General features: G+C 71.6%; 22 protein-coding genes. All 22 read left to right on the top strand.

Going from position 1 to position 24,133, the window contains the following annotated elements:
• The first annotated feature begins 33 nt into the window (after positions 1-33).
• Complete coding sequence (locus tag OO70_RS02985; protein ID WP_043663188.1) at positions 34-438, top strand: hypothetical protein; 405 nt, start codon at positions 34-36, stop codon at positions 436-438.
• Entirely contained in the window at positions 435-896 is a 462-nt protein-coding gene (locus tag OO70_RS02980) for a VOC family protein (RefSeq protein ID WP_043663187.1), read from the top strand. The genes OO70_RS02985 and OO70_RS02980 overlap by 4 nt, the downstream gene beginning before the upstream one ends.
• A 106-nt stretch (positions 897-1,002) precedes the next feature.
• Positions 1,003-1,545 (top strand): RNA polymerase sigma factor, encoded by a 543-nt coding sequence (locus tag OO70_RS02975; RefSeq protein WP_051740524.1) that lies wholly within the window; start codon positions 1,003-1,005, stop codon positions 1,543-1,545.
• Positions 1,532-2,272: a hypothetical protein gene (locus tag OO70_RS02970; protein WP_043663184.1), complete on the top strand. Its 741-nt coding sequence runs from the start codon at positions 1,532-1,534 to the stop codon at positions 2,270-2,272. The genes OO70_RS02975 and OO70_RS02970 overlap by 14 nt, the downstream gene beginning before the upstream one ends.
• 386 nt (positions 2,273-2,658) lie before the next feature.
• A complete protein-coding gene (locus OO70_RS02965; RefSeq protein WP_043663182.1) occupies positions 2,659-3,675 on the top strand; it encodes a CIA30 family protein in 1,017 nt (338 codons plus the stop codon).
• Positions 3,672-3,878, top strand: coding sequence for a hypothetical protein (locus tag OO70_RS02960; protein ID WP_043663179.1), 207 nt, complete (start codon positions 3,672-3,674; stop codon positions 3,876-3,878). Before OO70_RS02965 ends, OO70_RS02960 begins: the two co-directional genes overlap by 4 nt.
• Before the next feature lie 23 nt (positions 3,879-3,901).
• Positions 3,902-6,004: a phage tail sheath C-terminal domain-containing protein gene (locus OO70_RS51065; RefSeq protein ID WP_051740522.1), complete on the top strand. Its 2,103-nt coding sequence runs from the start codon at positions 3,902-3,904 to the stop codon at positions 6,002-6,004.
• A gap of 55 nt (positions 6,005-6,059) precedes the next feature.
• Positions 6,060-6,530, top strand: coding sequence for a phage tail protein (locus OO70_RS02950; RefSeq protein WP_043663177.1), 471 nt, complete (start codon positions 6,060-6,062; stop codon positions 6,528-6,530).
• A 10-nt stretch (positions 6,531-6,540) separates the two neighbouring features.
• Positions 6,541-7,335, top strand: a complete 795-nt coding sequence (locus tag OO70_RS51060) for a T4 family baseplate hub assembly chaperone (RefSeq protein ID WP_051740520.1) — start codon at positions 6,541-6,543, stop codon at positions 7,333-7,335.
• Entirely contained in the window at positions 7,332-7,505 is a 174-nt protein-coding gene (locus tag OO70_RS54400; RefSeq protein ID WP_158711403.1) for a hypothetical protein, read from the top strand. Before OO70_RS51060 ends, OO70_RS54400 begins: the two co-directional genes overlap by 4 nt.
• Before the next feature lie 28 nt (positions 7,506-7,533).
• The gene (locus OO70_RS02940; protein ID WP_043663174.1) at positions 7,534-9,129 is read left to right on the top strand and encodes a hypothetical protein; all 1,596 of its coding nucleotides are present in this window, start codon (positions 7,534-7,536) and stop codon (positions 9,127-9,129) included.
• A gap of 5 nt (positions 9,130-9,134) precedes the next feature.
• Positions 9,135-10,967: a hypothetical protein gene (locus OO70_RS02935; RefSeq protein WP_158711402.1), complete on the top strand. Its 1,833-nt coding sequence runs from the start codon at positions 9,135-9,137 to the stop codon at positions 10,965-10,967.
• 1 nt (position 10,968) lies between these two features.
• Positions 10,969-12,777: a hypothetical protein gene (locus tag OO70_RS02930; RefSeq protein ID WP_043663168.1), complete on the top strand. Its 1,809-nt coding sequence runs from the start codon at positions 10,969-10,971 to the stop codon at positions 12,775-12,777.
• Between the two features lie 8 nt (positions 12,778-12,785).
• Positions 12,786-13,523 (top strand): hypothetical protein, encoded by a 738-nt coding sequence (locus OO70_RS02925; protein ID WP_043663165.1) that lies wholly within the window; start codon positions 12,786-12,788, stop codon positions 13,521-13,523.
• A gap of 15 nt (positions 13,524-13,538) precedes the next feature.
• Positions 13,539-13,856, top strand: coding sequence for a hypothetical protein (locus OO70_RS02920; protein ID WP_043663164.1), 318 nt, complete (start codon positions 13,539-13,541; stop codon positions 13,854-13,856).
• 1 nt (position 13,857) lies between these two features.
• Entirely contained in the window at positions 13,858-15,039 is a 1,182-nt protein-coding gene (locus OO70_RS02915; RefSeq protein WP_043663162.1) for a hypothetical protein, read from the top strand.
• Between the two features lie 13 nt (positions 15,040-15,052).
• Complete coding sequence (locus tag OO70_RS02910; RefSeq protein ID WP_051740518.1) at positions 15,053-15,691, top strand: phage baseplate assembly protein V; 639 nt, start codon at positions 15,053-15,055, stop codon at positions 15,689-15,691.
• A 19-nt stretch (positions 15,692-15,710) separates the two neighbouring features.
• Positions 15,711-16,076, top strand: a complete 366-nt coding sequence (locus OO70_RS02905; protein ID WP_051740517.1) for a GPW/gp25 family protein — start codon at positions 15,711-15,713, stop codon at positions 16,074-16,076.
• 3 nt (positions 16,077-16,079) lie between these two features.
• Positions 16,080-17,684, top strand: coding sequence for a baseplate J/gp47 family protein (locus OO70_RS02900; RefSeq protein ID WP_043663159.1), 1,605 nt, complete (start codon positions 16,080-16,082; stop codon positions 17,682-17,684).
• A complete protein-coding gene (locus OO70_RS02895) occupies positions 17,681-21,673 on the top strand; it encodes a phage tail protein (RefSeq protein WP_043663158.1) in 3,993 nt (1,330 codons plus the stop codon). The genes OO70_RS02900 and OO70_RS02895 overlap by 4 nt, the downstream gene beginning before the upstream one ends.
• A gap of 11 nt (positions 21,674-21,684) precedes the next feature.
• Positions 21,685-22,224, top strand: a complete 540-nt coding sequence (locus OO70_RS02890; protein WP_158711401.1) for a hypothetical protein — start codon at positions 21,685-21,687, stop codon at positions 22,222-22,224.
• 12 nt (positions 22,225-22,236) lie between these two features.
• Positions 22,237-24,132 (top strand): DUF6519 domain-containing protein, encoded by a 1,896-nt coding sequence (locus OO70_RS02885; RefSeq protein ID WP_043663151.1) that lies wholly within the window; start codon positions 22,237-22,239, stop codon positions 24,130-24,132.
• The last annotated feature ends 1 nt before the right edge of the window (position 24,133 follow it).

Genomic DNA, 24,133 nt, shown 5'->3' with positions numbered 1-24,133 from the left:
CCTGGCGCCCCCGGCGGTGCCAGGGTGGACCGCATGGATACGGACGAACTCGACTGGAACCGGGCGCTGCGCGAGCAATGGGAGGTGCACTGTGAACATCAGCTCCGCGCCCGGCTCGACGGCGTGCTCGCCGCGCGCAACGCGGCGCATTTCGGCGCGCCGACGGCGTCGTACGAGAGCTGGGAGTACGCGAGCAGCGCGGCCACCGCGCTCGACCAGATCGAGACCCAGCTCGACATCTGGCTGACCGGGGTGCGCGGCCTCGGCGATGCTGGACGCCGGGTACCAGTCGGCGAGAAGGAGCCCTTCCCCGACGCGCCCACGACCGATCTCGTGCTGCGCATCCATCGCGAGCTGATCCACCACCTGTCCGAGGTCTGCCTGCTGCGCGACCTCTACCTGCAGACGAATCCCGCTGCGAAGGGAGCACCCCGGTGAGCCGCCACGTCCAGGTCACCTTCGACGCCCACGACCCGCGAGCACTGTCGTCCTTCTGGCGTGACGTACTGGGCTACGTCCACCCGGGCCCGCCCGGAGTCGACCTGCCCGAGGACGCCAACCCCCTGGCCGCATGGGACGACTTCCTCGCGCGGGCCGGCGTACCGCAGGAGCAGCGCAATACGAGATCGGCCATCGAGGACCCGGAGGGGCACGGCCCACGGCTGTTCTTCCAACAGGTGCCGGAGGACAAGGTCGCCAAGAACCGTGTCCACCTCGACGTCCGTGCGGCTCCCGGACTGCGGGGAGAGGAGCGGATGGCGGCGCTGGAGGCCGAGTGCGACCGGCTCGTGGCGCTGGGGGCAACGCGGGTACGTCGCGCCGAGCCCGCTCCCCCGATGAGCGCCGGCTTCATCGTGATGACCGACCCTGAGGGCAATGAGTTCTGTCTGGACTGAGGCGGCTCAGCTGTAGTTGCGGAAGCCGTCACAGCGCGCTGCGCCCCAGCGGCACAACAGCCGTCGGGAACCGTAAGGCATCGCGCGGTGGTGGACATTACTGTGCATGGACGCTGATGAACGGGGCGAACAGCTGGAGCGGCTGTTCCGACGGACCTACCGCCGGGTGATGGCGTACTGCCTGCGCCGGACCGGCGAGGCAGCGGCACCCGACGTGGTGGCCGAGGTGTACGGGGTCGCCTGGCGCCGACGACGGCAACTGCCCCCGGGCGACGAGGAAGCGGTGCTGTGGCTGCTCGGCATCGCTCGCCGGGTCCTGGCCAACCAGGCCCGCAGCCAACGCCGTTGGGCCCGGCTGCTGCTACGGGTGGCCGAACGCGCCGACCCGCCGCACACCGTCCACCACCAGCATGACGGGGGCGACGATCTCGCGGCGGCCCTGGCACAGGCGTCGGACGCCGATCGGGAGCTGCTGCGCCTCGCCTACTGGGACGACCTCTCCCGGCAGGACATCGCGACCGTCCTCGGTATCTCCGTCGGCGCCGTCGACACCCGCCTGCACCGCGCCAGACAACGCCTGCGCGAACGGCTCGGCGCGTCGAGCGGCCACCAGGATCCGACCAAGGAGACGAACCATGCTGAGCGATGACGAACTCGACCGGATGCTGCGGGACAGCGATCCGGCTCCCGACGAGTCGCCGACGGACCCCGACTCGCCGACCGCCGCAGGCATCCTCGCGCGGGTTCGCCGGAGCGCGCGGCAGCGGCGCAGGCGCATCATGATCATGGCTCCGGCGGTGGCGCTGACCGTCGCCGGCGTGACCGCGGGGACGTATGCGTGGGTGGCCGGTGACGGCAGGGGCCACACCCTCGACTCGACGGGGCTGACGTGCGACGGCCCCCAACAGGGCGACGCCGTGGTCGGCTTCGATCCCGGCACCGATGATCCGGTTCGCACGTGCCGGCAGCAATGGCAGGAGATGTTCGGCCAGCCGGCGCCCGGCACGCTGACCGCCTGCGTCGACAGCTCGCGGCAGGGTTCCATCGTCGTGTACGCCGGGGGCCGCGACCAGTGCGGACGCCACCGCGCGGACCCCTATCTCGGCCCGACGAGGGAGCAGTTGGGCCTTTCTCTCTTCCGCGCCGGCATCAAGGAACACTTCGCCGGGCGCACCTGTGTCCCGTACTCCGAATTCAGGAAGGTCGTCGGCCAACTCCTGGCCAAGCACGACCTCACCGGCTGGAAGAGCGGCCACCTCCAGAGCGCCGCCAAGGAACCGGAAGGAGCCTGCGCGGAGATCAGCTACTACGACGAACCCGAAAAGACGATCTGGCTCGGGGACCACACAGCCGGCGACCCCCTCCCCTGGCCGTAGACCGGCAGCGCTCACACCCCGCGAAGAGCGAGCGACGGTGGCTCGCATGTCCGTCGGACTCCCTCTCGTCCACCCCTTCCGCCTGGCCGGGAGCGTGAGGGGCGACTCCCGGCCAGGCACCTGCCGTCGACCCGCGCCGTCGGCCTGGGGGGACATCGGCTGCGGCGTGAATGTCGACCGCTGGTAGCCAGAGTGCGTTCCCGGTGGCTTCCTGTCGCGACCCGTTCCGATCAACGGACCGGCCGCCATGGATGCATCTCACCGCGCATGGCGTTCCGGCAGGAGGACGGGAACGGCCGCAGGTCGGGCCCGGTGACGCGGCTGTGACGGTGTGGTGACTGTGGGCCCTGCACAGTCGGCGGCATGCGAAAGCACGGATGCAGGCAATGACCGCCCGGATCATCGAACCCATGGGCGACGCGGCCCAGTGGGCGGCGGTGGGGCCGGACGGCTCCACGCCGTCCGCCGAGGTCGTCATCGCCGACGAGACGGTCGTGGTCGGCTACGGCCCCGACCGGCGCGGCTCGAAGGTCTCCGCGACGCCACTGGCCGACGGGCACCGCCTGCGGCGGGAACTCCCGCCGGTGGACCTGAGCGGGTTCACCGAGCTCCGGCTGTCCGTCCGGGCCGATCGCCCGGCAGGCTACGGCGGTCTCCCCTTCTTCCTCGAACTCCGGGTCGGGTCGGCGGCGACCCCGGTCGACGACCCGGCGAACACCTGGCACCGCCTGCTGCCCGTGAAGGCCGCCAACCGCTGGGAGACCGTCCGGCTGAGCCTCGACGACCTCACCGCGGCCGGTGCCCTGACCCAGATGCAGTTGCGCTGCCTCGGCGGCACCGGATTCACCGCCTACATCGACGACGTGATCGCGGTCGCGCCACAGCCGTTCGCCGATGCCGACCGTGCCTTCGCCGAGCGCCTGGCCGGCATCGAGGTCGGTGGCGCCGCCGTGCCCGTGACCGTACGCGCGGCCGGCGAGCCGCCGTCGGCGGCGCCGTCACTCGACGTCGTCCAGTTTGACGTGCGCTACGCGTACGACCGTGTGGTGGACGCGGTCGTCGCCCGTGATTTCACCAGCACCGGCTCTCGGCAGGCGATTCCCGGCGACCCCTACGACATCGACTACGCCGTCACACCGGTCGCCGCCACGCGTGCCGACCAGACGGCTCTGCTCGAAGCGGTGCTGGACCGACTGTCCCCCGTGGACGAGCTGACCGCGGACGGTGAGCGGCTGCCGACCCGTCTCGTGTGGATCCCCGGTCCGAACCGGATCGGCGGCTTCCTCACCGAAGTTCCCGCCCTCACCTACCGGGTGAGTGTCCGGCGCACCCCGCCGGCCGTCCCGCCGGTCCGTCCGGTCGACGACCTGCTCGTCACCTCAGACCTCTTGGAGATCGTATGACCACGACCCTCGCCAACACCCGCAGTCGGCCGGTCGAACTGCACCTGAGCTCCGGCGTGGTCGTCGTCGGACCGCTCGATCGCGTGCCCTGCGACACCGAGGATCTCGATCTCGGCCAGGTACGGGCACTGTGCCGCACCGGCGTCCTGGTCGTGCACACCGTGGCCGACAAGCCGGTCCGCCACCCCCGCAAGCGCGGCTGAGAGCAAGGAAGGAGAACCCTACGATGGCCTTCAACATCGGCGTCAACGTCATCGAGACCGACGGCACCGAGGCGCCCACGGTCACGGGTGCCGCCGTCTCGGTCGGCGCGTTCAACGTGCTGACCCAACGCGGCGTGCCCAACACACCGGTACGGGTGACCAGCTTCGTACAGTTCGTGGCTCAGTTCGGCAGCTACTTCACCGCTGGGCTGGGTGCCTACCTGGTGAAGGGGTTCTTCGACAACGGCGGTCAAACGGCGTACGTCAACCGGGTTGTCGACCCGACGCTCAGCGCCGCCGACGCGGTCGCGAGCCGGACGCTGCCCGACACCGGCGGCACCAACACCCTGCGCATAGAGGCCGGTTACCGCGGACAGGCCGACCCCGGTGTGTGGGGTCGCGGGCTGTTCGTGCGGACGGCGCTCAGCTCCTCGGCGTCGAGCCGGCTGCGTGAGTCGGCACCGGCCACGATCACCGGCTCCGCGCTCGCCGCCACCGTCAACATGTCCTCGCCGCCGACGCTGTCGGTCAAGGTGGACGGGGCGAGCACGCCGACCGCGCTCACGTTCACGAGCACCGACTTCGCCAACCCGGCCGCCGCCACCCGGCAGGAGATCCTCAACGCGATCAACCGGCAGACGCACCTGCTGGTCGCCTCGCTCAGCGGCGGCAACGCGCTGGTGCTCACCTCCACCGGTGAGCGGGCCGCGGTCGGCGGCGGCTGGACCGGGCTCCAGATCACCGCGGACGCCACGGCGCTCGGCTTCACCCTGATGGCCAACCCGGTGCAGGGCACGCCGGTCGCGCTGAGCGCGGGCGGTACAAAACTGGCCAGGCCGGACGGGTTCGACGTGGGTGACGCCCTGATCGTCGCCGACACCACCACCACCGTCCGGGTCCGGTTGCTCTCCGTCGATCCGGCGAGCGGCGCCGTCACCTGGGCGCCGGATCTGCCCAACCCCGGTGCGTTCACCGACCTGCGCGCGGTCACCGTGTCCAACGCCGAGTTCGACCTGACCATCGCGCACGGCACCGGTGACACCGACCACGCCGTCGAGACCTACACCGGGCTGTCGATGGAGCAGGGCGTCGCCAACTACGCGCCCACCGTGCTGAACAACCCGCTGTCCGGGTCGCGCTTCGTACGCCTGGTCGACGTCGGCACGCCGAGCCCGGGTGTGGACCGGCCGGCCGCGACGACCGGGTTCCTGGCGTTGCAGGGCGGCGCCGACGGCACTCCGACCGCCACGCACTTCATCGGTGATCCCGCGGCCCACACCGGGTTCTTCGCGTTCGACCCGTTCGACGTGCAGCTGGTGTGCTGCGAGCGCACCGACACGGCCATCGCGCAAGCGGCCCTCGCCTACTGCGCCGGCCGGGGCGACGCCACGTTCGTCGGCGCGGTCCCCGAGGGCTTCGTGGCCGCCGGACAGGCCGTCGCGTACGGGCAGGGGTTGCAGACGAGGAAGGCCTACGGAGCGCTGTACGGGCCGTGGATCGTCGTGCCCGACCCGATCGGCACCGGGACCAGTCCACAGATCACGCTCCCGCCGGTCGGGCACGTGCTGGGGGTCTACGCGCGGATCGAGGCGACCCGCGGGATCTGGAAGGCACCGGCCGGCGACGAGGCCAACCTGCTGGGCGTGCTGGACGTGGAGACCCGCCTCTCCGACGCCGACCACACCGACCTCGTGGTCAACGGCGCCGTCAACGGCATCCGGCCGGTGTCCCGGGCCGGGATCGTGGTGGACGCCTCACGGACGCTCAGCTCCGACCCGCGCTGGCGGTACGTCAACGTGCGGCTGCTGTTCAACTTCGTCGAGAGCAGCCTCCGTAGCGGACTGCGCTGGGCACGGCAGGAGCCCAACAGCGAGGCGCTGTGGAGCGCGGTCAAGTTCGGCACCGTCACCCCGTTCCTGATGGGGCTGTGGCGGCAGCGCGCGTTCGGAACCGGCACCCCCGACCAGACCTTCACGGTCACCGTCGACGCCACCAACAACCCACCCGACCAGGTGCAGCAGGGCCTCCTCCAGGTCCAGGTGCTGTTCTACCCGTCCCGGCCGGCCGAGACGATCGTGATCACTGTCGGCCAGCAGGCGAGCGGCGCCACGACCACCGAGGTCTGAACCCACCGGACGGTCCCACCGGACCGTCCCACCAGAGGGAGAGTGAGGAGCGGTCATGCCCAGGGTCAACGACTTCGACGAGGGTTATCGGGCCAACGAGTTCGTCCTCGTCATCGACGGCGTGGAGAGCCCCAGCGTGAGCAAGGTGTCCGGGCTCAGTGAGGGCGAACTGGACACCATCGAGCAACCGGACGGCGGCAGCGGTCACGTGTACAAACTGGCCGCCGCGAAGATGAAGTTCGAGCCGCTGACCATCGAGCGGCGGGTCGACGGCAGTGCCGACGACAAGCGTTTCCTGGACTGGTTCCACCAGACGTTCCGCCTCAACGCACCCCGGCAGGGCGGCTCGTCGGTACGCAAGAACGGAATGATCGTCAAGCGCCACTTCGGCGAGGTCGTCCTGCAGTTCGCCTTCTACGGCGCGTGGGTCAAGTCGTCCAAGTTCACCGACCTCGAAGCCGGGTCGACCAACCTCTTCCTGCAGACCCTCGTGCTGGAGCACGAAGGTCTGGAACGCGTCTCCTAGGAGCCTGCCGATGACCCTCACCGATATCGCGCCCGGCCGGGCCGGCGCCCGCGAACTGGACGTCACACTCCCGATCGGCTACGTCGACCACGACGGCCGGACGCACCGTCAGGTGACGCTGCGCAAGATGACCGGCCGCGAGGAGGCGCTCCTCGCCGACCCCGCCAACCAGCGCAACGGCGGCCGGCTGGTCACCGCGCTGCTGCACAGCTGCGTCGTGCGGCTCGGCGACCTGGAAAAGGTGGGTCGCGCGGACATCGACGCCATGTACTCCCTGGACCGCAACTTCCTGCTCATCCGGCTGCGCAGCTTCACGTTCGGGCCCGAGCTGCGGGCCGGCTACACCTGCCCGTCCTGCGGTGACCGTTTCGAGCAGACCGAGGATCTGGACGGGCTGCCGGTGCGCCCGCTCGCCGACGGGGAGCCGCCGCAGGACGTGGTGGTCGAACTCCTCGACGGGTACGTCGACCGCGACGGGTCGGTGCACACCGCGATGACCTTGCGGCTGGCCCGCGGCGACGACGAGGCCGCGGCGGCGCCGCAGCTGCGCAAGAACGCCTCGCTGGGCAAGAACGCGCTGCTCTCCCGCTGTCTGCGCTCCCTCGGCGACCTGCCGCAGCATCGGCTGGAGGCGCTCGGACCGAAGATCCTCGCCGATCTCACCCTGACCGACCGGCGGCTGATCGACCGGGCCTTCAACGACGGCGCACCGGGCATCGACCTGATCCGCGAGTTGGACTGCCCGTCCTGCGGTCACGAGATGCGGGCCACCTTGGACATGACGAATTTTTTAGTTCTGGAGTGAGTCTCGACCAACTGCGCCGGGAGGTCTTCTTTCTCGGCTACCACCTGCACTGGCCCTACGGCGAGCTGATGGACATGGCCACCGGGGACCGGCGCGAGTTCGTGGATCTGCTCGTCGAGCAGATCCAGCGGGAGAACGCCCAGGTCGCGGCGGCCCGCGACCGCGACTGACCAGCTGACGGAGGGGAGGGCCGACACGATGCCGGTGATCATGCTGCTGCGCGGGCTGACCGCCTCGCTGTGCGCGACGGTCCGCACTCTGACGCCGTGGCTGGAGATCGTCGACCACGAGTCGGTGGTCGTCGAACGGGCCCGGGCGGCGTTCCTGGTGCACTGGTGGGGGTTCGAGACCCCCCTCACCCGGCTGAACCTGAGCGGGTACATCGTCAACATCGCTCAGCTGGATGAGCAGTTCACGGCCGCCCAGCGTTCGGTGCCGGTGAGCCAGGGCGGCCCGAACGCCACGGGGTCCCTGCTCGGGTTCGCCGGGATGGTCGTCGGCATGGCGCTCGACCCGCTGTACGCCATGGCCGGGGTCCACCTGCTGATGAGGTTCACCGAGTTCAGCTGGAAGACGCTGGTCCTCTCGGTGCTCTGGCGACTGGCCCCGTTCGCGCTCGCCGTCGGCATGGTGGTCGCGCCGGTCGGGACCAGCGTCCTCGTCGGCGGCGGTCTGGCCGCCGCAGGCTTCGGCTACGGCCTGATCGTGGCGCTCGGTGACCTCCGTGACGTACGCGCCGCCTACGAACTGTTCGGGTCTCTGACCCGGCTGTTCCTCGCCGCTCAGGACGTGATCGGCCAGGTGCTCGGCGACCGGATGCGCAACCCGCTCACGAAGGCGCTGGTCGACGTCGGAACGCGGCTCGGGCGGCTGCTCGGACAGGTGCTCGGCGCCGTGGCCTTCCTGGTCGTCCGGGTGGGGCCGGCGCTCGCCCCCGTCGCCGCGCTGATGAACGGCCTCGCCCTGCTCGCCGGCACGGCGGCCACCGCGATCGGCGAGGTGGTCACCGGCGCGATGACCTCTGCGGACGACGCGCTCTCGGCAGAACGCCTCCTCATGCGGGTGACCGGCGTCCTGCGCACCCAGCTCACCGCGGCGAGCGCCGCGTTCGGGGACGGTCTCGGTGTCCTGGAGTCCGCGCTGTCGGCGGTCGGCGGCAAGCTGACCGCGGGCACGTTCCCCGCCGAACTCGCCACGTTCGTCGAGGCGTTGGTCACCGGGCACCCGACCGTGCGGGCCGTCACCGCGCTGCGTACCGAGGCGGACGTCTTCCAGGCCGCCCTGGACGCCGTGCCCCCCAAACCCCCGAAACCCGCGAAACCGTCGTCCGGGCCGGGACTGCTCGCGCCGCTGATCGCCGCGCTGCCGGAGCTGCCGTCCGTTTCCTTCCCGGCGCTGCCCGTGCTGCCCGTCGTCACGGTGCCGCCGGCCGTGCCCGTCGTCGAACCGCCGGTCGTGCTCCGGGTCCCCGCCGTCCGGGTGCCGGCCGTGACCGGGTTGGCGCTGCCGGAACTGCCGCGCTTCCTCGACGCGCCGGTCGACCTCAGGCCGCTGAACGCGATCGTCGACCACCTGCTGCCGGCCGCGTTGCGGGGCCCGATGCGGGAGAAGCTCGACAAGCTGCTGGCCGAATTCCCGGTCGCCGAACTGCCGAAGAGCGACGTGTTGCGGCCGGTGGTGCACACGCTGCGCCTGCGAGTGCCCGACGCCGACCCGGACGAGGTGCGCCGCTTCCAGGACGGACTCCTGGCGCGGCTGCGGAAACAGCCCTATCTGACCGGCGCGGGCGGGTGATGACGATGCCGATCGACTTCGCCGCGGCCGCCGCCCGGTTCACCGGGGCCTTCGCCGCCCAGGAGCACGCCATGCGCGTGGCCCGTCACGCCGTACGACCGGTACTGGAACGCCGACTGGTGGCCGGGCGGCTGGCCGACCGGGCCACCACGCGCTTCCCGGTGCTGCGGTTCGTCGACGAAGCGGTGACCCTGCGCGTCGTACCGTCGCAGCGCCGTGTCCTCACCCGGACCGCGCCCGTACCGAGCCTGGCGGACGCAGGACTCGCGTTCCTCACCGGTCTGACCCGGCCGCTGCGGCTCGACGAGACCGACGCGATCCCCGGCCTGTTGAAGCAGGTCGCCGCGATCGCCGCCGCGCTGGACGCGTCGGCGTCCGGCGCGGTGCTGCGGCCGGACATGTTCGACAGCTCGGACCTCGTCGCGGTCGCGGTACTGGCGTTCCGGGCCCTCTCGGAGGCCAGTGTCGAGGGCGGTGAGCTCAAACGGTTCCACGACCAGCTCGAGCCCTTCGCACCTGTCCGCCAGGCCGGGACGGCACCGCCGTCACCGCCGTTGACCGAGTCGTTCGACGGGATCGCGGCGGGCATTGCCACCGGGATCGCGGTCGTCGTGCTGCTGCCCGGCACGGCCGAGGCACTGCTGGGCATCCTCGGCGCGGTTGTCCGGAACAAGCTCGAGAAGCAGTTGCAGGCGGTACTGGATCTGCGGCGCGACGCGCTGGGCACCGCGTTCGCCCTGTTCGCCGGCCTGACCGGCACGGCGACGCGACTGGCCCGCGGGATCACCGGGCTGCTCGGCTCGCACCTGGACTTCACGGTGCGCTACTGGCAGGCGTTCGGCACCGCCTTCGCCACCGGGATCCGTGCCTTCGTCGGCGCGCTCGGCTACTCGCTGCGGGGTGTGGTCCGGCTCATGCGTACGGTGCTGTTCGTCATCACCACCGCGTTCGACTTCAACCTGGCCCGTCTGTTCCCCTGGGTCGGCGACACGTTCGTGGCCGACGTGGCCCACTTCTCGCTCGACGACCTCCTCGACAAGCCCGGGACCGGACTCAACCAAGCCCTGTACACGGTCCTGTCGGACAACCTGGAGAAGATCGACAAACGACTGCGCCGCAGCCCGCTGGTGCTGTGGCCGTACCTTCGTCGGCAGCGGCGCCGCGCCCGGCGGCTCCTGGACACCCTGTTCGACACGCACGGCTCGGGTCATGAGCCCCTGGGCGCGTTGCCCGAGGGTCCGCCCCTCGTCTTCCACTCGGAGTTCCCGCGCCTGGTCGACCCGGCGCTCGGTCCGGCCCTGGCCGGCGCGGTCGGTGCGCTGGGCGACGGGCTGCGCACCGCCGTCCGGGGAACGCTCACCAGCACCGCCACCGGCCTGGGAAAGTTCGCCGACGCGAGCGCCACCGCACAGCGCGACGCGAGCCGGCTCCCCGGTCTGGACCGGATCGGCGACCAGTCCGCCGCGCTCTCCGAGAGGGTGTTCGGCGACGAGATCCGACGGCAGAGCGCGGCCCCGCCACCGGACCAGCTGGCACGGAAATTCGAGTCGTGGCTGGCGGACAGCGGATTCGTGGTGGTCGGCGAGGTCATCGACGGATACGTCGGAGAGCTGGTCGACCGTGCGCGCGAGCCGCTTCCCACGTCGCCGTGGATCCTGCGCCGGGCCGCGCTCGGGCGAGTCGTCCTGCCCCGGCTGACCCTGCGGGTCCGCGCCGGCAGCGACCTCGACGACGACCTCGCCGACGCGGTGACCGCCGCGTTCGCCGGCGCCGTCCGTGACGCTTTCCGCACGGGCGAGCGACGGCTGCGCGTCCTCACCGAGGGGGTGCGGGTCTGACATGGACGAGACCGAGGAACTCATCACCCAGCTCGGACTGCTGCTCACCCAGACTCGGTTCGGGCGCCGCGCCCTGGAGGACATCGAGCGCGCCACATCGACCTACGGCACGTTCGCGTTCACGTCCGTCATCACCGCCGGGCCGAACTTCGGCGCACCGCCGATGTTCGAGGGTGCCCTCAAGGTGTACGTGGTCAACATCAACGACCTCGCGCCCGGCGGCGGGTTCGGCGACTTCCTCTCCGGACTCCTCGGTGGTCTCGGCGGGTTCGTCGGCAACCTGATCGGCGGAGTCGCCGGCGGCGCCGTCTCGCAATTCAAGCTGGTCTGGTCGTTCGGCGACATCGCGGCGCTCGCCGAGCACGTCGAACACATCCTCACCCTGATCGGCGTGTCCCCCGTCAAGCCGAAGACCGCGCCAGGGGCTGGGGCCACACCCGATGCCGTGGTACCCCCGAGCCCGGCAACCGGCCTGATCGCCCAGCTGGAAAGCATCAAAGGCGCGGTCGACTCGCTCACAAAGCTGTTCCAGAGCTCCGGCAACGCGCCCGTCGGCGCACAGCCGCTGGTAGCCCAACTGGGCAGTGCCACCGCGATGTTGAACGCCGTCGCGAAGGTCGTGGACGGCCTCGTCCTCGCGCTGCCCATCGCCGTCGGCTCGATCGCGGTGCTGATCAGCCGGCTCGGCGACATCCGGCTCGGGATCGCCGAGACACTCCGCTTCGGGCTGCGGGTCGCGCTGCTCCTGCGCGGCGCGCTGCTGGTGCTCGCGCTGGACACGGCGGTCGTCGTGGCCCGGGTCGGAGCCATCGTCGTGGGTGTCCTGGCGTCCACCGTGGACGGGATCATCGGCGGCGTCTTCGACGGCATCCAGCAGGCGCTTCTCGCGGTGCTGCGGATCGGCGCCGTGCTCGGCGACGCCGTCAAGGCCACCGTGGACGGTCTGCTCAACTGGCTGGTCCCGACGATCGACGCGGTCCTGCGCAACCTCGGCGACCTGCGGGCGTTCCGGCTCGTGACGTATCTGGTCCGGATCCTGCCCGCGGTGCTCCCGTTGGTCTTCGAGCTGATGACCGACACCCAGTTGTCCGACCAGCAGCAGGGCGCGCTCGCCGACGCGGCCAAGCTCGGGCTGCCGGCCTCGTCGTTCGACAACGCCGGTCCGGTGGCCGTCCGGCCCGCGGGGCCGAACTTCGGCGCCGCGCTCTCCGACCCGGCGATCGTCAAGGGCCTGACCGAGCCGCTCGACAAGCTGCGCAAAATCGGCACGGACGCGCTCGACCAAGGCAGTGGACAGCTCTCGGACGGGCTGCGCATGGTCGGGTCCACCCTGGAGGCCGCCGCGCTGGCCGAGACCAAGCTGTCCGACGCGCGGCTCGGCCGCGCCCTGGACGACGTCAGCACCCAGTCGGCGCGGCTGGCCGACAGGCTCGTGGTCGGCGAGAACGCGACACCGCAGACCGGCCTGACGGCGGTCGCCAACGCCTACGAGGCATGGCTGACCCACGGCGGACTCGACGGCCTGCTGTCCTCGATCACCGGCCATCTCGCGAGTCCGGCAGGCCAGGACGGGATCCCGCGCAAGGTGGCCGAGTCGGTGGACCGAACCCGGGCCACCATCCAGATCGACGAGGTGGTCGTCGACGTGGAGAGCACCGAGCCCGGAGCGGTCACGACCTCACCCGTCACCTGGACCACCGCCGAACCCGCTCTCTCCACCGCCCCGTCGGACGACATCGACCGGCACGCCCGGATGTGGTTCGACTACGACCAGCGCGGCGGCGGCAGCCGGCTGCCCACACCGATCTAGGAGTCGCCATGGCACGCACCGCCGGCTACCTCGCCAACCTCATCGCCGTCCCCCCGCTGATCTTCCGCTTCCAGTTCAACCCGGAACTGCTGTCGGAGAAGAAGAGCTTCGCCTACCGGGAGACCACGAGCCTCGGCAAGTGGGCCTTCGACCAGACCAAGGCAAAGGGCCTGGGTGGGGTCGCCACCGACCTGAAGGAGATCGGCAGTTCGCTGGTCGGGACGAAGGCACTGGAGGCCGACTCCGGCAAGCCGCGCTCGTTCGCGCTGGACTTCGCCCTCGACGCACGGTCCCTCCCGGACATTCCGGCGCAACAGACCGGCGAGGGCTCGGCATCGGACGACGCGCGGTTCGGCGGCCGGATCGAGCCCAGCCTCGCGGTTCTGCGCTCGTTCATGAATCCGGCCTGGGATCCGGTCAACGACGTACTCGCCTGGTTCAGCGGTGCCAAGACGTTCTGCCCGCCGGCGCAGCCACCGCTGTGCACGCTCAAGCTCGGCGGCATCGATCTGGACTGTGTGATGACCGACCTCAACATCAAGATCACCCAGTTCAAACCGGACCTCACGCCGGAGCGCGCCGAGGTGAGCCTGACCCTCAACGAACAGACCGCGTCGATCTCCACCGGCCTCGACGTGCTCGACCGACTGGTCGAGGTCGGCAAGTCCTACGGGCAACTGGACTTCCACGACTGGGTGCAGGCCCTGCCCGGCGCCGGCCTGGTGCAGAACATCTTCGAGCTCTGAGAGGAGCGCCCGACCATGTCCGTGTCGATCAGCTCGCGATACCAACAGGCCACGGTCTACCCGGCCGTGGACGCCACCGGCACCACGCGGGCCACCGTGGCGATCCGCCGGTACACGCCACCCGCCGCCGACGTCATCAACTACGAGCACCGGGTCACCGGCGTCGAGGACATCGAGTACCTCTCCTGGCGCTACTTCGGTGACAGCGAGGTGTGGTGGCGCATCGCCGACGCCAACCCGGTGGCGTTCCCGCTCGACCTGCGACCCGGCGCCGCCCTGTCGGTGCCGGCCTCCCAGGACATCGGCGTGGTCAGCCGGGACCGGGTGTTCTGAGATGACCGTAGCCACGCCTCCCACGACGGGCAGTGACAACCGGCCCGCGTTCGCCACCGTGCAGGTCGGCACAGGACCGGACGACCTGGGCGACGTCACGGTGCCGGTGCGCTCGGTCGCCGTGGAGGACCACGACCGGCTCACGGACGAGGCGAAGGTGGTCTTCGACGACCCCACGGGCGTGCTCGCGCACGCCTCGTTCGAGGGCCTGGTGGTGCGGCTCACCATGGGCCGGCGGATGCAGCACGCGGCGCTGTTCGAGGGGGTCGTGGTGAGCGCCCAGGTGCTGGCCGGCCCCGACGGGCAGCGGATCGAGCTGACCGCCCGGGACTACAGTCACCGGCTGGCGCAGATCCCGTTCGACCCGAAGACGTGGAACACCGGCGAGCCGCTCAGCGCGTTGCTCCGCAGGCTGGTCACCGAGCACGACACCGGGATCACGGTGGGGACGATCGAACCGGTCGACGACACCGCGCCGGACGCCCGGAGTGCCGGCCGCTACGTCGCCACCTCGATCTGGGACTTCATCCTGAAGCAAGCCCAGAGCCAGGGCTGCCTCGCGTTCGTCGAACTGACCGACAAGATGAAGTGCGAGTTCTCGTTCCGGTCGATCGCGTCGATCGCGGAGACCGAGCCGGTGGGCACGCTGCGGTACTGCAGAGTGGGCAGCGACCTGGTCTCGTTCACCTACGAACGCATCAGCTCCGGCGCGCTCCCGGTCCGCTCGGCGAGCACCGTCGATCCCGACACCGGCAAACTCGTCGACCAGGCGGCGGCGCCCACCCCTCCCCGGGCACCCCTGGCCGCACCGCAGACCGGCCGCGCTCCGACCATGCCGGACGGGATGCGCGCGGCGATCACCGCGCTGACCGGGAAGGCGGCCGTGGCGCAGGCCCAGCTCACCACGCCGGCCGAGCGGGTCGTCGGCAAGGCGGCGGGCACCGCCCAGGACGCGAAGAACCGCGTGAGCGTCGACCCGACCCGGATCGTCGGGATGAGCGGACGGGGCAAGGCCGTCGGCAACGTGCTGCTGCGGGCGAAGGCGATGCTGCGGATCACCGGGCTCGCGCCGTGGGCCGAGGGTTCCTGGTACCTGACGAAGGTCAACCACGTGTACACCCGCGACCTGGTCGGCGACCACCAGGACTCCAGCTACTTCACCCACATCACCGCGACCCGGTGACAGGAGGCCCGACATGCTGTCCGACGAGCTGACCCGGCACACCGGCAACTTCTACGGCAAGTACCGCGGGATCGTGAAGGACAACGCCGACGACGGCAAGCGCGGCCGGCTGCAGGTGCTCGTGCCGGACATCTTCGGACCGGAGGCGCTCGTCACCGCCGAACCGTGCTTCCCGCACGGGCACTTCTTCGTGCCGCCCAACGACGCCAACGTATGGGTGGAATTCGCGGCCGGCGACACCCGGGCCCCGATCTGGGTCGGGGTCTGGTACCCGGCGGACGCCGTCCCGCCCGAGGCCCAGGTGACGCCGCCCGAACACCAGGTCATCCGGACCACCGCCGGGCACACCGTCGACCTCACCGACACCGGCGGCGAGGAACGGATCCTGATCCGGCACAGCGGTGGCGCCTCCGTCTCGATCGAGTCCGACGGCAGCGTGCACGTGAGCGCCGACCACATCGTGCTGGACGGGTCGAGCGTCGAGGTGGGCAGCGGCGCGAGCGAGCCGACGCTCCTGGGCAACGGCTTCAACCAGTTGTGGAGCCAACTGCTCACGCATGTCCACGGGCCGCCCGGCTCCCCCTCACCCCAGCTCGCACCGCTCGTCCTGCAGCCCGGTGTGCACCTGAGCCAGTCCGCAGTCGTGAAGTGAAGCGAAGAAGGAGATTCCCATGGCCGACGCCCGCGGAGCGGCGTTCCCGTTCCGGATCGACCCGCACACCGGTGGCATCGCCTGGACCGACGGCACCCAGAAGATCCGCGACGACCTGCGGATCCTGCTCGGTACCCGGCTCGGCGAGCGGCCCATGCTGCGCGACTTCGGTACCCGGGTGCACGCACTGGTCCACGAGCCGGACGACGACGTGACCGCCGACCTGCTCCGCAAGCAGGCGCACGAGGCAGTCGTGCGGTGGGAGCGGCGCGTCATCGTCACCCGGGCCCGGCTGTCCCGGTCGGACGGCGAACTGCGGCTGCTGCTGAGCTACGTGCACAGCGACAAGCCCGTGTCCGCCGAGATGATCGTCCCCCTGGTGTAGACGATGACGACACCGGCACCCGCGATCGACTACACCGACAAGGACTTCGCGTCCCTGCGCACGGCGATGCTCCGGCTGGCCCAGCAGCGGCTGCCGGAGTGGACCGACCAGAGCCCGGCCGACCTCGGCATGCTGCTGGTCGACCTGTTCGCCTACGTCGGCGACATCATGCTCTATTACCAGGACCGCATCGCCAGCGAACTGTTCCCCGGCACCGCCACCGAGCGGGCCAGCATCGTGGACCTGCTGCGGCTGATCGGCTACGAACTGACCCCGGCCGCGCCCGCAATGGCCGACCTGCTGCTCACGTTCCCGCGGCCGGCCGAGGCGCGCACGGTGACCGTCCCCAGTGGAGCGCAGTTCGCCGCCCGGCCCCCGGGCGCGGCGGCGATCGAGTTCACCTACCTGGGTCCTGACCTGGACCTGGTACTGCTCTCCGACCAGCTGCGTCCGGGCGTGGGCGCGGACGGCAGGCCGGTGGTGCGCTACGAGGGACTTCCGGTCGAGCAGAGCCGCGCGGTCGGGCCGGTGCTGATCGGCTCCTCCACCGGCGAGGCCAGCCAGTCCTTCGCGCTGCCCGACGCGTCCGTGGTGGTCGCGTCCGTGGTCGTCGAGGTGAACGAGGGCGCCGGCTGGGTGACCTGGGACCGGCGGGACAGCCTGCTCTTCGACATCGCCGCGGACGGGCGGGCCGTGTTCTCCCACCCCGAGGCGCGCTACTACCAACTGCTCTTCGACGCCGACGGGATCGGGCACGCGGTGTTCGGCGCGGGCCGGGTACCGCCGGCCGGGCTGAACAACGTCCGCGCCTCCTACCGGGTCTGCCAGGGCACCGCCGGCAACCTCGCGGCCGGCACCGTCACCACCGCGCTCACTGCGCTCGACACCCTGCAGGCCGTGGTGAACGAGGCCGCGGCGGCGGGCGGCAGCGACGCCGAACGCTCCGACCACGCCGCGCGGTACGCGCCGTTCGCGTTCCGGTCGACCAACCGGGCGGTGACCGCGAGCGACTACGAGGCGCTGGCCCACAGCACGGGCACGGTGGCAAAGGTCCGGGCCCGCAGCGTCTCCTGGAACCAGATCGACCTGTTCGTCGCGCCCGCCGGGGACACCCTGGTCCCGGTCCCGGAAGCGCTGCGAAACCGGCTCGTCGGCTACTTCGAGGACAAGCGGATGGCCGGCTGCCTGGTCCGGGTGCTGGACGCGCAACCCGTCGCCGTGAACATCGGCGTCGAACTGCTGGTCGACGAGCGGTTCGTCACGGACGCGGTGGCCGGGCAGGTGGAGGCCGCGATCACCGCACTGCTGTCGTTCTCCCGCGCCGACTTCGGCCAGTCGCTGTTCCAGAGCGAGGTGTTCGCGGCCGCCGAGTCCGTCCAGGGAGTCCTCGCGGCGACCGTCACCGGGCTTCGCCGACAGGACCGGCCGGCACCGGACGTCGACGGGGAGCTGGCGCGGCACAACCTGCCCCCGCTCGCCGAACTGCCCGCCTTCCTGCGCGACGCGGTCTCGCTCGACGTGGCCGCGGACGGGCGGATCGACATCGGCGAGTTCGAGATCGCCGTCCTCGGCACGCTCGACGTGACCGTACGGACGACACTGCCATGAGAATCGACACGTTCACCGCGAGCGCCGACCTGATCGGCCGCCGGATCTGGGTCCGCTGGGCCTTCACGCCGGACACCGGCGAGACGGTGCTCGACGTGCCGCCGGTCACCGTACGGCGCAAGACACGCGACTTCGCGTTCCCGGGCACCGGCGCACCGTGGCTGCTCTACGACAGCGCCGCGTTCCCGCCCGCGCCGGTGCCCGGTGCGCTCACCGTGACCGACCTGCCGGACAGCGACACCTCCACCGGCGCGCGGCGCGTCCGGGAGCGGACCGTCACCGTGACCGAGACGGCCACCGCCGTGTCCCGGGAGGTGCTCCGGCTCGTCACCCGTACCGTCTTCGGCGCCGATCGCGCCGTGCTGCGCCTGGAACTCGACCTGCTCGACGTCGGAGGCGTCGGCGGCGTCGAACTGGACGCCGGTACGCCGTACTACTACGAGCTGGACAGCCCCGCCCTGGCCCGGCCGATGCAGGCCGTCGCCACCCCCGGCGACGTGCACGGCGCGCACCGCACGCTGTACGAGTTGATCCCCGAGGTGTACCGGCGGCACGACACCGTCACCCGGGTACCCGACGCAGGCACCGGCCTGCTTCCCGAAGCCGGCGCGGGCGGCGGACAGTTACGGCGCTTCGTCGACGTCTACGGCGCCGCCGTCGACACGATCCGCAGCTCCGCGGACAACCTGCGCGGGCTGCGCGCCGTATCGGACGTGGACAGCCGGTTCCTGCCGCTGTTGTCGCAGTGGGTCGGCTGGGACCTGACCGCCGACACGGACCTGGCACGCCAGCGCAACGAGATCCGCACCGCGCCGAGACTCTACGACGCCGTCGGCACCGTGCCCGGACTGCGCAGCCTGGTCGACTTCTACACCGGCTGGTCCACCCGCGTCGCCGAGTTCGCCCAGCACGTCACGCGAGCGGGGACGGCACCGCAGCGCAATGTCTTCGCCGCGGCGCGCCACGACGGAGCGTGGTGGGGTGCCGACGAGGCGTCCGCCGTGCTCGGCCTCACCGCGCCGCACGATGTCGCGACCGGCACCGCCACCACCAACGCGGTGCTGACCGGTGCGGCCACCGAGCCGTTCGCCCTGCGCACCGGGATGACCGTCACCATCGCGCCGGACGGCGGTCTGCCGATCACCATCACCTTCGGCCCGGCCGACTTCGCGGACCTCGGCGCCGCGACCGCCGCCGAGGTCGCGGCGATCGTGAACCGGGACATCGGCGAGATGCGCGCGGACACGGTCGGCGGCGCGGTGCGGCTCGTGTCGCGGCTCACCGGCGAGGCGTCCCGTATCGAGGTGCGGACCGCTCCCGCCGGCCTGGTCTCGCTGGACGGCGCGGCCCGCGGCCGGCTCGCCACGGTCACCGACGCGACCGGTCGGCTGTGGATGGCGCACGCCTCCACCGTCGGCGCCGGCGGTGTCGTCCCCCGGCTGCACCTCAAGGCGTACTTCCGGGGAGCCTGGGCGGACACCCGGGTGGTCGAGCCCCAGCCGGTCGCGCCGCAGGCCGACCCGGCGCCGGTCGCGCTGCCCGACGGCCGGCTCGGCCTGGCCTGGGTCGAGCACCCGGACACCGGTGCCGCGCGGCTGCGCTGGCGGCTGGGGACACCGTCCGCACCCACCCCGGCCCGGCTGCGCGGCGACGCGTCGGCGCCGTACGCGCTGACCGCCGGCACTGTCCTGACCCTCACCGGGTTCGGCGCCGCCGAGCAGTTCACGGTACGGGCAGCCGACTACGCCGATCTGTCCGCGGCGCGCGCGGACGAGGTCGTCGCCGCGTTCAACGCGCAGCTCACCGGCGTGAGGGCGGCCGTGGCCGGAGACGGTTCGCTGGTGCTGGCCACGACCGCGACCGGACCGGGGGTCGCCCTGCGCGCCGAACTCGGCGCGTCGACCGCGGCCCGGGCACTGGGGTTCGGCGACCGTGCGCTGACCGGGCGGGGCGACTGGCAGCCCGACGTCGCCTGGGCCGCGGCCACCGACATTCCCGCGGTACCGGCGGGCCGGCACGCCGACTGCACCGCCGTACTCGATCCGGAGGGGGCGGTACGGCTGTGCTGGGCGAGTCGGCTGGACGGATGGCGGCTGCACCGGTTGCGCTGGGACGGCCGGGTACGGATCGCCACCGCGACCGGGGCGCGGGTGCTGGCCGGGGACGGCGCGGTGACCACGCTCACCGGGCTGCCGTCGGCGGACGTGCGGGGTGTCGCCGTCGACGCCGACGGGTCGAGCTGGTTCGCCACCGCGGCCGGTGGTGCCGTGCGACGGCCGGACGGGACGACGACCGTGTTCACGCCGGGCAGTACCGGCGGAAGCCTCTCCACCACCGATGTGCGCACCGTGGCCGTGGACCCGTCCGGCACGGTGTGGTTCGGCCATGGCGCGGGCGCCGCCGCGCTCTCCGCGGGCGGCTCGTGGCAGGTGGTCACCTCGACGACGGACGGCCTCGCGAGCAATGACGTACGGCACATCGCCGCCGACATGACCGGAGCGGTGTGGTTCGCCACGGGCGCGGGCCTGTCCCGGTTCGACCCGGCGGGCACCTGGACCACGTTCCTGGCCGGAGTCGAGGTGCGGCACGCGGCGCCGGCCCAGGACGGTTCGCTGTGGACGGCGCTGGCCCACGGTGTCGCCCGCATCGGCGCCGACGCGTCGGTGAGCACCGTGGACCTCGGCGCCGCCGACGTCCGACAGGTCGCACCGGCGCCCCCGGCGGCGAACCCGCAGCCGCAGGCGGACGAAGCGGGGCCGGTATGGGTCGCGACGGCCTCGGGGTTGGCCGAGATCCGGTCGGTACGCGACATCCGCGTGCACACACCCGCCGAGGGTCTGCCCAGCGGTGACTGCCTGGCCGTCCTCGTCGACCAGGGCACCGTCTGGGCGGGTACCGCCGCCGGACTGTCCTTCCTGGACGGTTCCGGATCGTGGCGGACCGTGTCCGGGCTCGCCACCCCGGTCCGGGCACTGAGCGGTTCCTGGTCCGCGCCGGGCCGGTTCGCCCCCGGCGGCCCCGGCGAGCGCGACCCGCACCTGACCGTCGACGGCAACCGGCTGTGGCTGACATCGGCCGTACGGCAGGCCTACGCGGACCCGGACGACCGGTGGCGGATCGTCGTACGGCACCTCGACTTCCCGTCCGCCGGCTGGTCGGCGCCGGCCGCCGTCACCGGCGCCACCGCCACCGACCGGGAACCGGCGCTCGCCCCGCTGCCGGCCGGCGCGGCTCGCGTCTACTTCCGCTCCAACCGTGGTGGCGGCCCACGCCTGTGGTCCGCCGACCTGGACGCCACCGGCAGCCCGGCGCCGCCCACAGTCATCACCGGCGGACTGTCGTCGGACGCGAACCCGGCCCCGGTCGTGTTTCCCGACGGCGCGACATGGCTGCTGTTCCGCAGCGACCGCAACGTCGGTCTCGGCCGGCTCGGCGGGGGCGTGCCCGGCCCCGGCCTCGACCAGTCCAGTCGGCGCGCGCCGGAGGAGGCGTCCGTCCGCCGGTTCGCCGGCACCGTCACCGCGACCCTCACCGACCTCGACCGCAACCGCGGCACCCGGCAGTACGGCGACCTGCTCGACTACACGCCGCAGCGGCCGGACGGCACCGCGCTCGTCGCCGACGAGGTGTACACGCCGTCCACGATCGGGCTGTACGTCGAACGCGGCCCCACCGGCCGACCGCTCGTGCAGCGCGACGCCGACCGCCTGCGGCAGCTCCTCGAAAGGTTCCTGCCGGTCAACCTGCGGGCCGTCGTGATCCTCGGTTCGGGCCCGCTGGAGGAGCTTCTCTTCCCGGCGGGACACGAGCTCGCCGACGCGTTCGACGACGACTACCCGCTCGCCGAGGTGCTCCGCGTCGCCGAGGAGACCGGGGTCGCCCTGCCCGGCTGGCAGGTGTTCCTGTCCACCGACGGTACGAGCATCACCGTCGACCCCACCAAGCCCACCACCCTGCGCCGCCGCAGCTGGTGGCCACCGTTCCGGTAGGAGGAGCGCACATGTCCGCAAGCGAGTACCCGGCTGGAATGCTGCACGGTCAGTACCGCGACGTGCTGTTCGACGCGGCAGGCCGGGTGGTGTGGGACCACGGCTGGCGATCCAACACGATCGTCGGGGACTGCCGCCGGCTGCTGGCCACCATGCTGCGCGGCACACCCGGTTCGACCGGGCTGCTGGGCCTGCGGGTCGGCGCCGGGCTGAGCCAGTGGGACGGCACCGGTCCACCGCCGCCCGGCGCCGCGCAGACCGCACTGGTCGACCCGCACCCGCACACCGTGCCCGCGGCGAACCTGCGCATGGACTTCCTCGACACAGCCGCGGTGTCCGCCACGCCCACCAACCGGCTGCAGATCCAGGCGACCCTCGGGCCCAACGTGCCGAACTGGCCGGACGCCAACCACATCAGCGGCAATCTGCGCGAGTTCGGCCTGATCGCGAGCCTGGACGGGACCACCGTGCTGGTCAACTACGTCACCCACCCCGTCATCGCCAAGGACCCCGCGAGCACGTTGCAGCGGACCGTCTGGCTGACGTTCTGAGCAGGAGAACCCATGGCCACGATGACCTCCAGCACATTCCACCCGCTGCTGCGGTATGTGAACGTGCGGCTGCAACAGGGCGTACCGATCGTCGACTCGGACGTCAACGAACTGGACGACGTCCGCAAGTTCGAGCTCCGGGCGTTCCTCAAGTGGTACGTCGGCGACGGCGTGCCCGAGGGCACCAACGGCTTCCAGATCACCGGCGGTCTGAACAACGACTTCACCATCGGCGCCGGCGCGCCGACGGGCAGCGGCAGCACCGAACTGGACACCGCGCTCGCCCACACCGGCCGGATCATCGTCGACGGCCTGGATGTCATGATCACGACCGATCTGGCGTTCTCGGCCCAGCCGCTGCACGCCTCGCAGACCGGCTCCGCGGCACTCGCGACGAAGCTCGGCGTACCCGTCGTACCCGCCCTGACCGCACCGAGCACAGCCACGACCCTGGTTGCCTACCTGGACGTGTGGGAGCACCTGGTCACGCCCGACGACGATCCGAACCTGATCCTGCCCGGCCTCGGGGTCGAGTCGTGCGCCCGGACCAAGCGCGAGTGGGTGGTACGGGTGGGCGCCGCCGTACCCGTGTCCGGGTCCCCCGACTTCCTGGCCGGGCACTCCTACGCCGCGCTCGCCGTGCTCAACCGCCCGGCCGCCGCCCTCATCGCGCCGTCGAACATCGTGGACAAGCGCCAGCGGCGGCTGCTGCTTCCGCCGGCACACCTGATCGAGGACACCGTGGGCGTCGGTCCGGTCGACTACCGCGGCGGTGTCAACCGTCCGCTGATCAGCCTGCGCACCGCGATCAACGCGCTGCTGGCCGGCCAGTTGCCCACCACGGGGGAGGTCGCCGTCGCCAACGGGGTGGGTACCGACCTGCTCGGCAAGGCGGTGTTCCTGGACAACGCGAACGGCCTTGTCATCGTCTGGCAGTCCAGCCAGTCGGGCACCAGCCAGGCGGTCCTGGCCCGGATCGACCTGACCAACCCGAGCCTCACGAGTGTCCCCATGACGCCGTTGACCAGCAGCGGCGTGCACGCGGCACCGTCGGCGCTGATGCTGCCCAACGGGGACTACCTGGTCGCCTACCAGACTGCGGCGAGCGAGGACCCGAACTCCGACCTGAAGCTGAAGCGGGGGCCGCTGGCATCCCTCGCGGGCGCGGGCGAGGTGACGATCGCCGCCAACCCCAACTTCGCCGAGCAGCGGATGCAGGCGGTTCTGGCGGGCGACTTTGTGGTCTTCGTCTTCGACCAGTCGGGCAGCACCGACAAATGGGTCTACCTCCGCTACAAGCACACCGACAACTCCTTCCCGGACACCACGCCGGTGCAGCTGTCGGCTGTCACCAACGGCAGCCGGGCGATGCACGCGGCCTCGGCGGGCGGCCTGGTGTTCCTCGCGTACCACGACGGCACCAAGCTCACCGCGGCGCTGCTGAACCCGGTCACCAATACCGTCAGCAGCAGCCCGCAGCCGAACGGCCAGGCGACCGAGATCCACGTCCTTGCGCTCAGCGCCACGTCGGCGATGGTGTTCTACAACAGCGGCAGCGGGCTGTCCTTGCTCACCTTCAGCGGCTCCACCTGGACCGGCCCGGTCGCCATCTCCGGCACCGACGCCAACGACAGCCAGCCGACCGCGGTCCAGGACACCGACGGCACCATCTGGCTGCTGTCCACCCGAAGGTTCCCCGACAGCATCACCCACGTCGTCGTACGCCGCCGCAACGCCGCCAGCGGCGACTGGACCGCGCCACAGCGGCTGGCCCAGACCCAGGGCAACGACGTGTTCCCGGCCGCGGTCACCGTCCCCGGCCAGGGCATCTGGGCCGTCTGGGGCAACGACCGCAACGGTTCAACCAACTCCGACCTGTTCGCACGACGGGTCATCACCGCCATTTGAG

Origin of the sequence: Streptomyces xylophagus (assembly GCF_000716435.1) — a bacterium.
Classification (GTDB): domain Bacteria; phylum Actinomycetota; class Actinomycetes; order Streptomycetales; family Streptomycetaceae; genus Streptomyces; species Streptomyces xylophagus.
The sequence above is the reverse complement of the archived record's forward strand: the minus strand, read 5'-3'. Positions and strand labels throughout refer to the sequence as shown.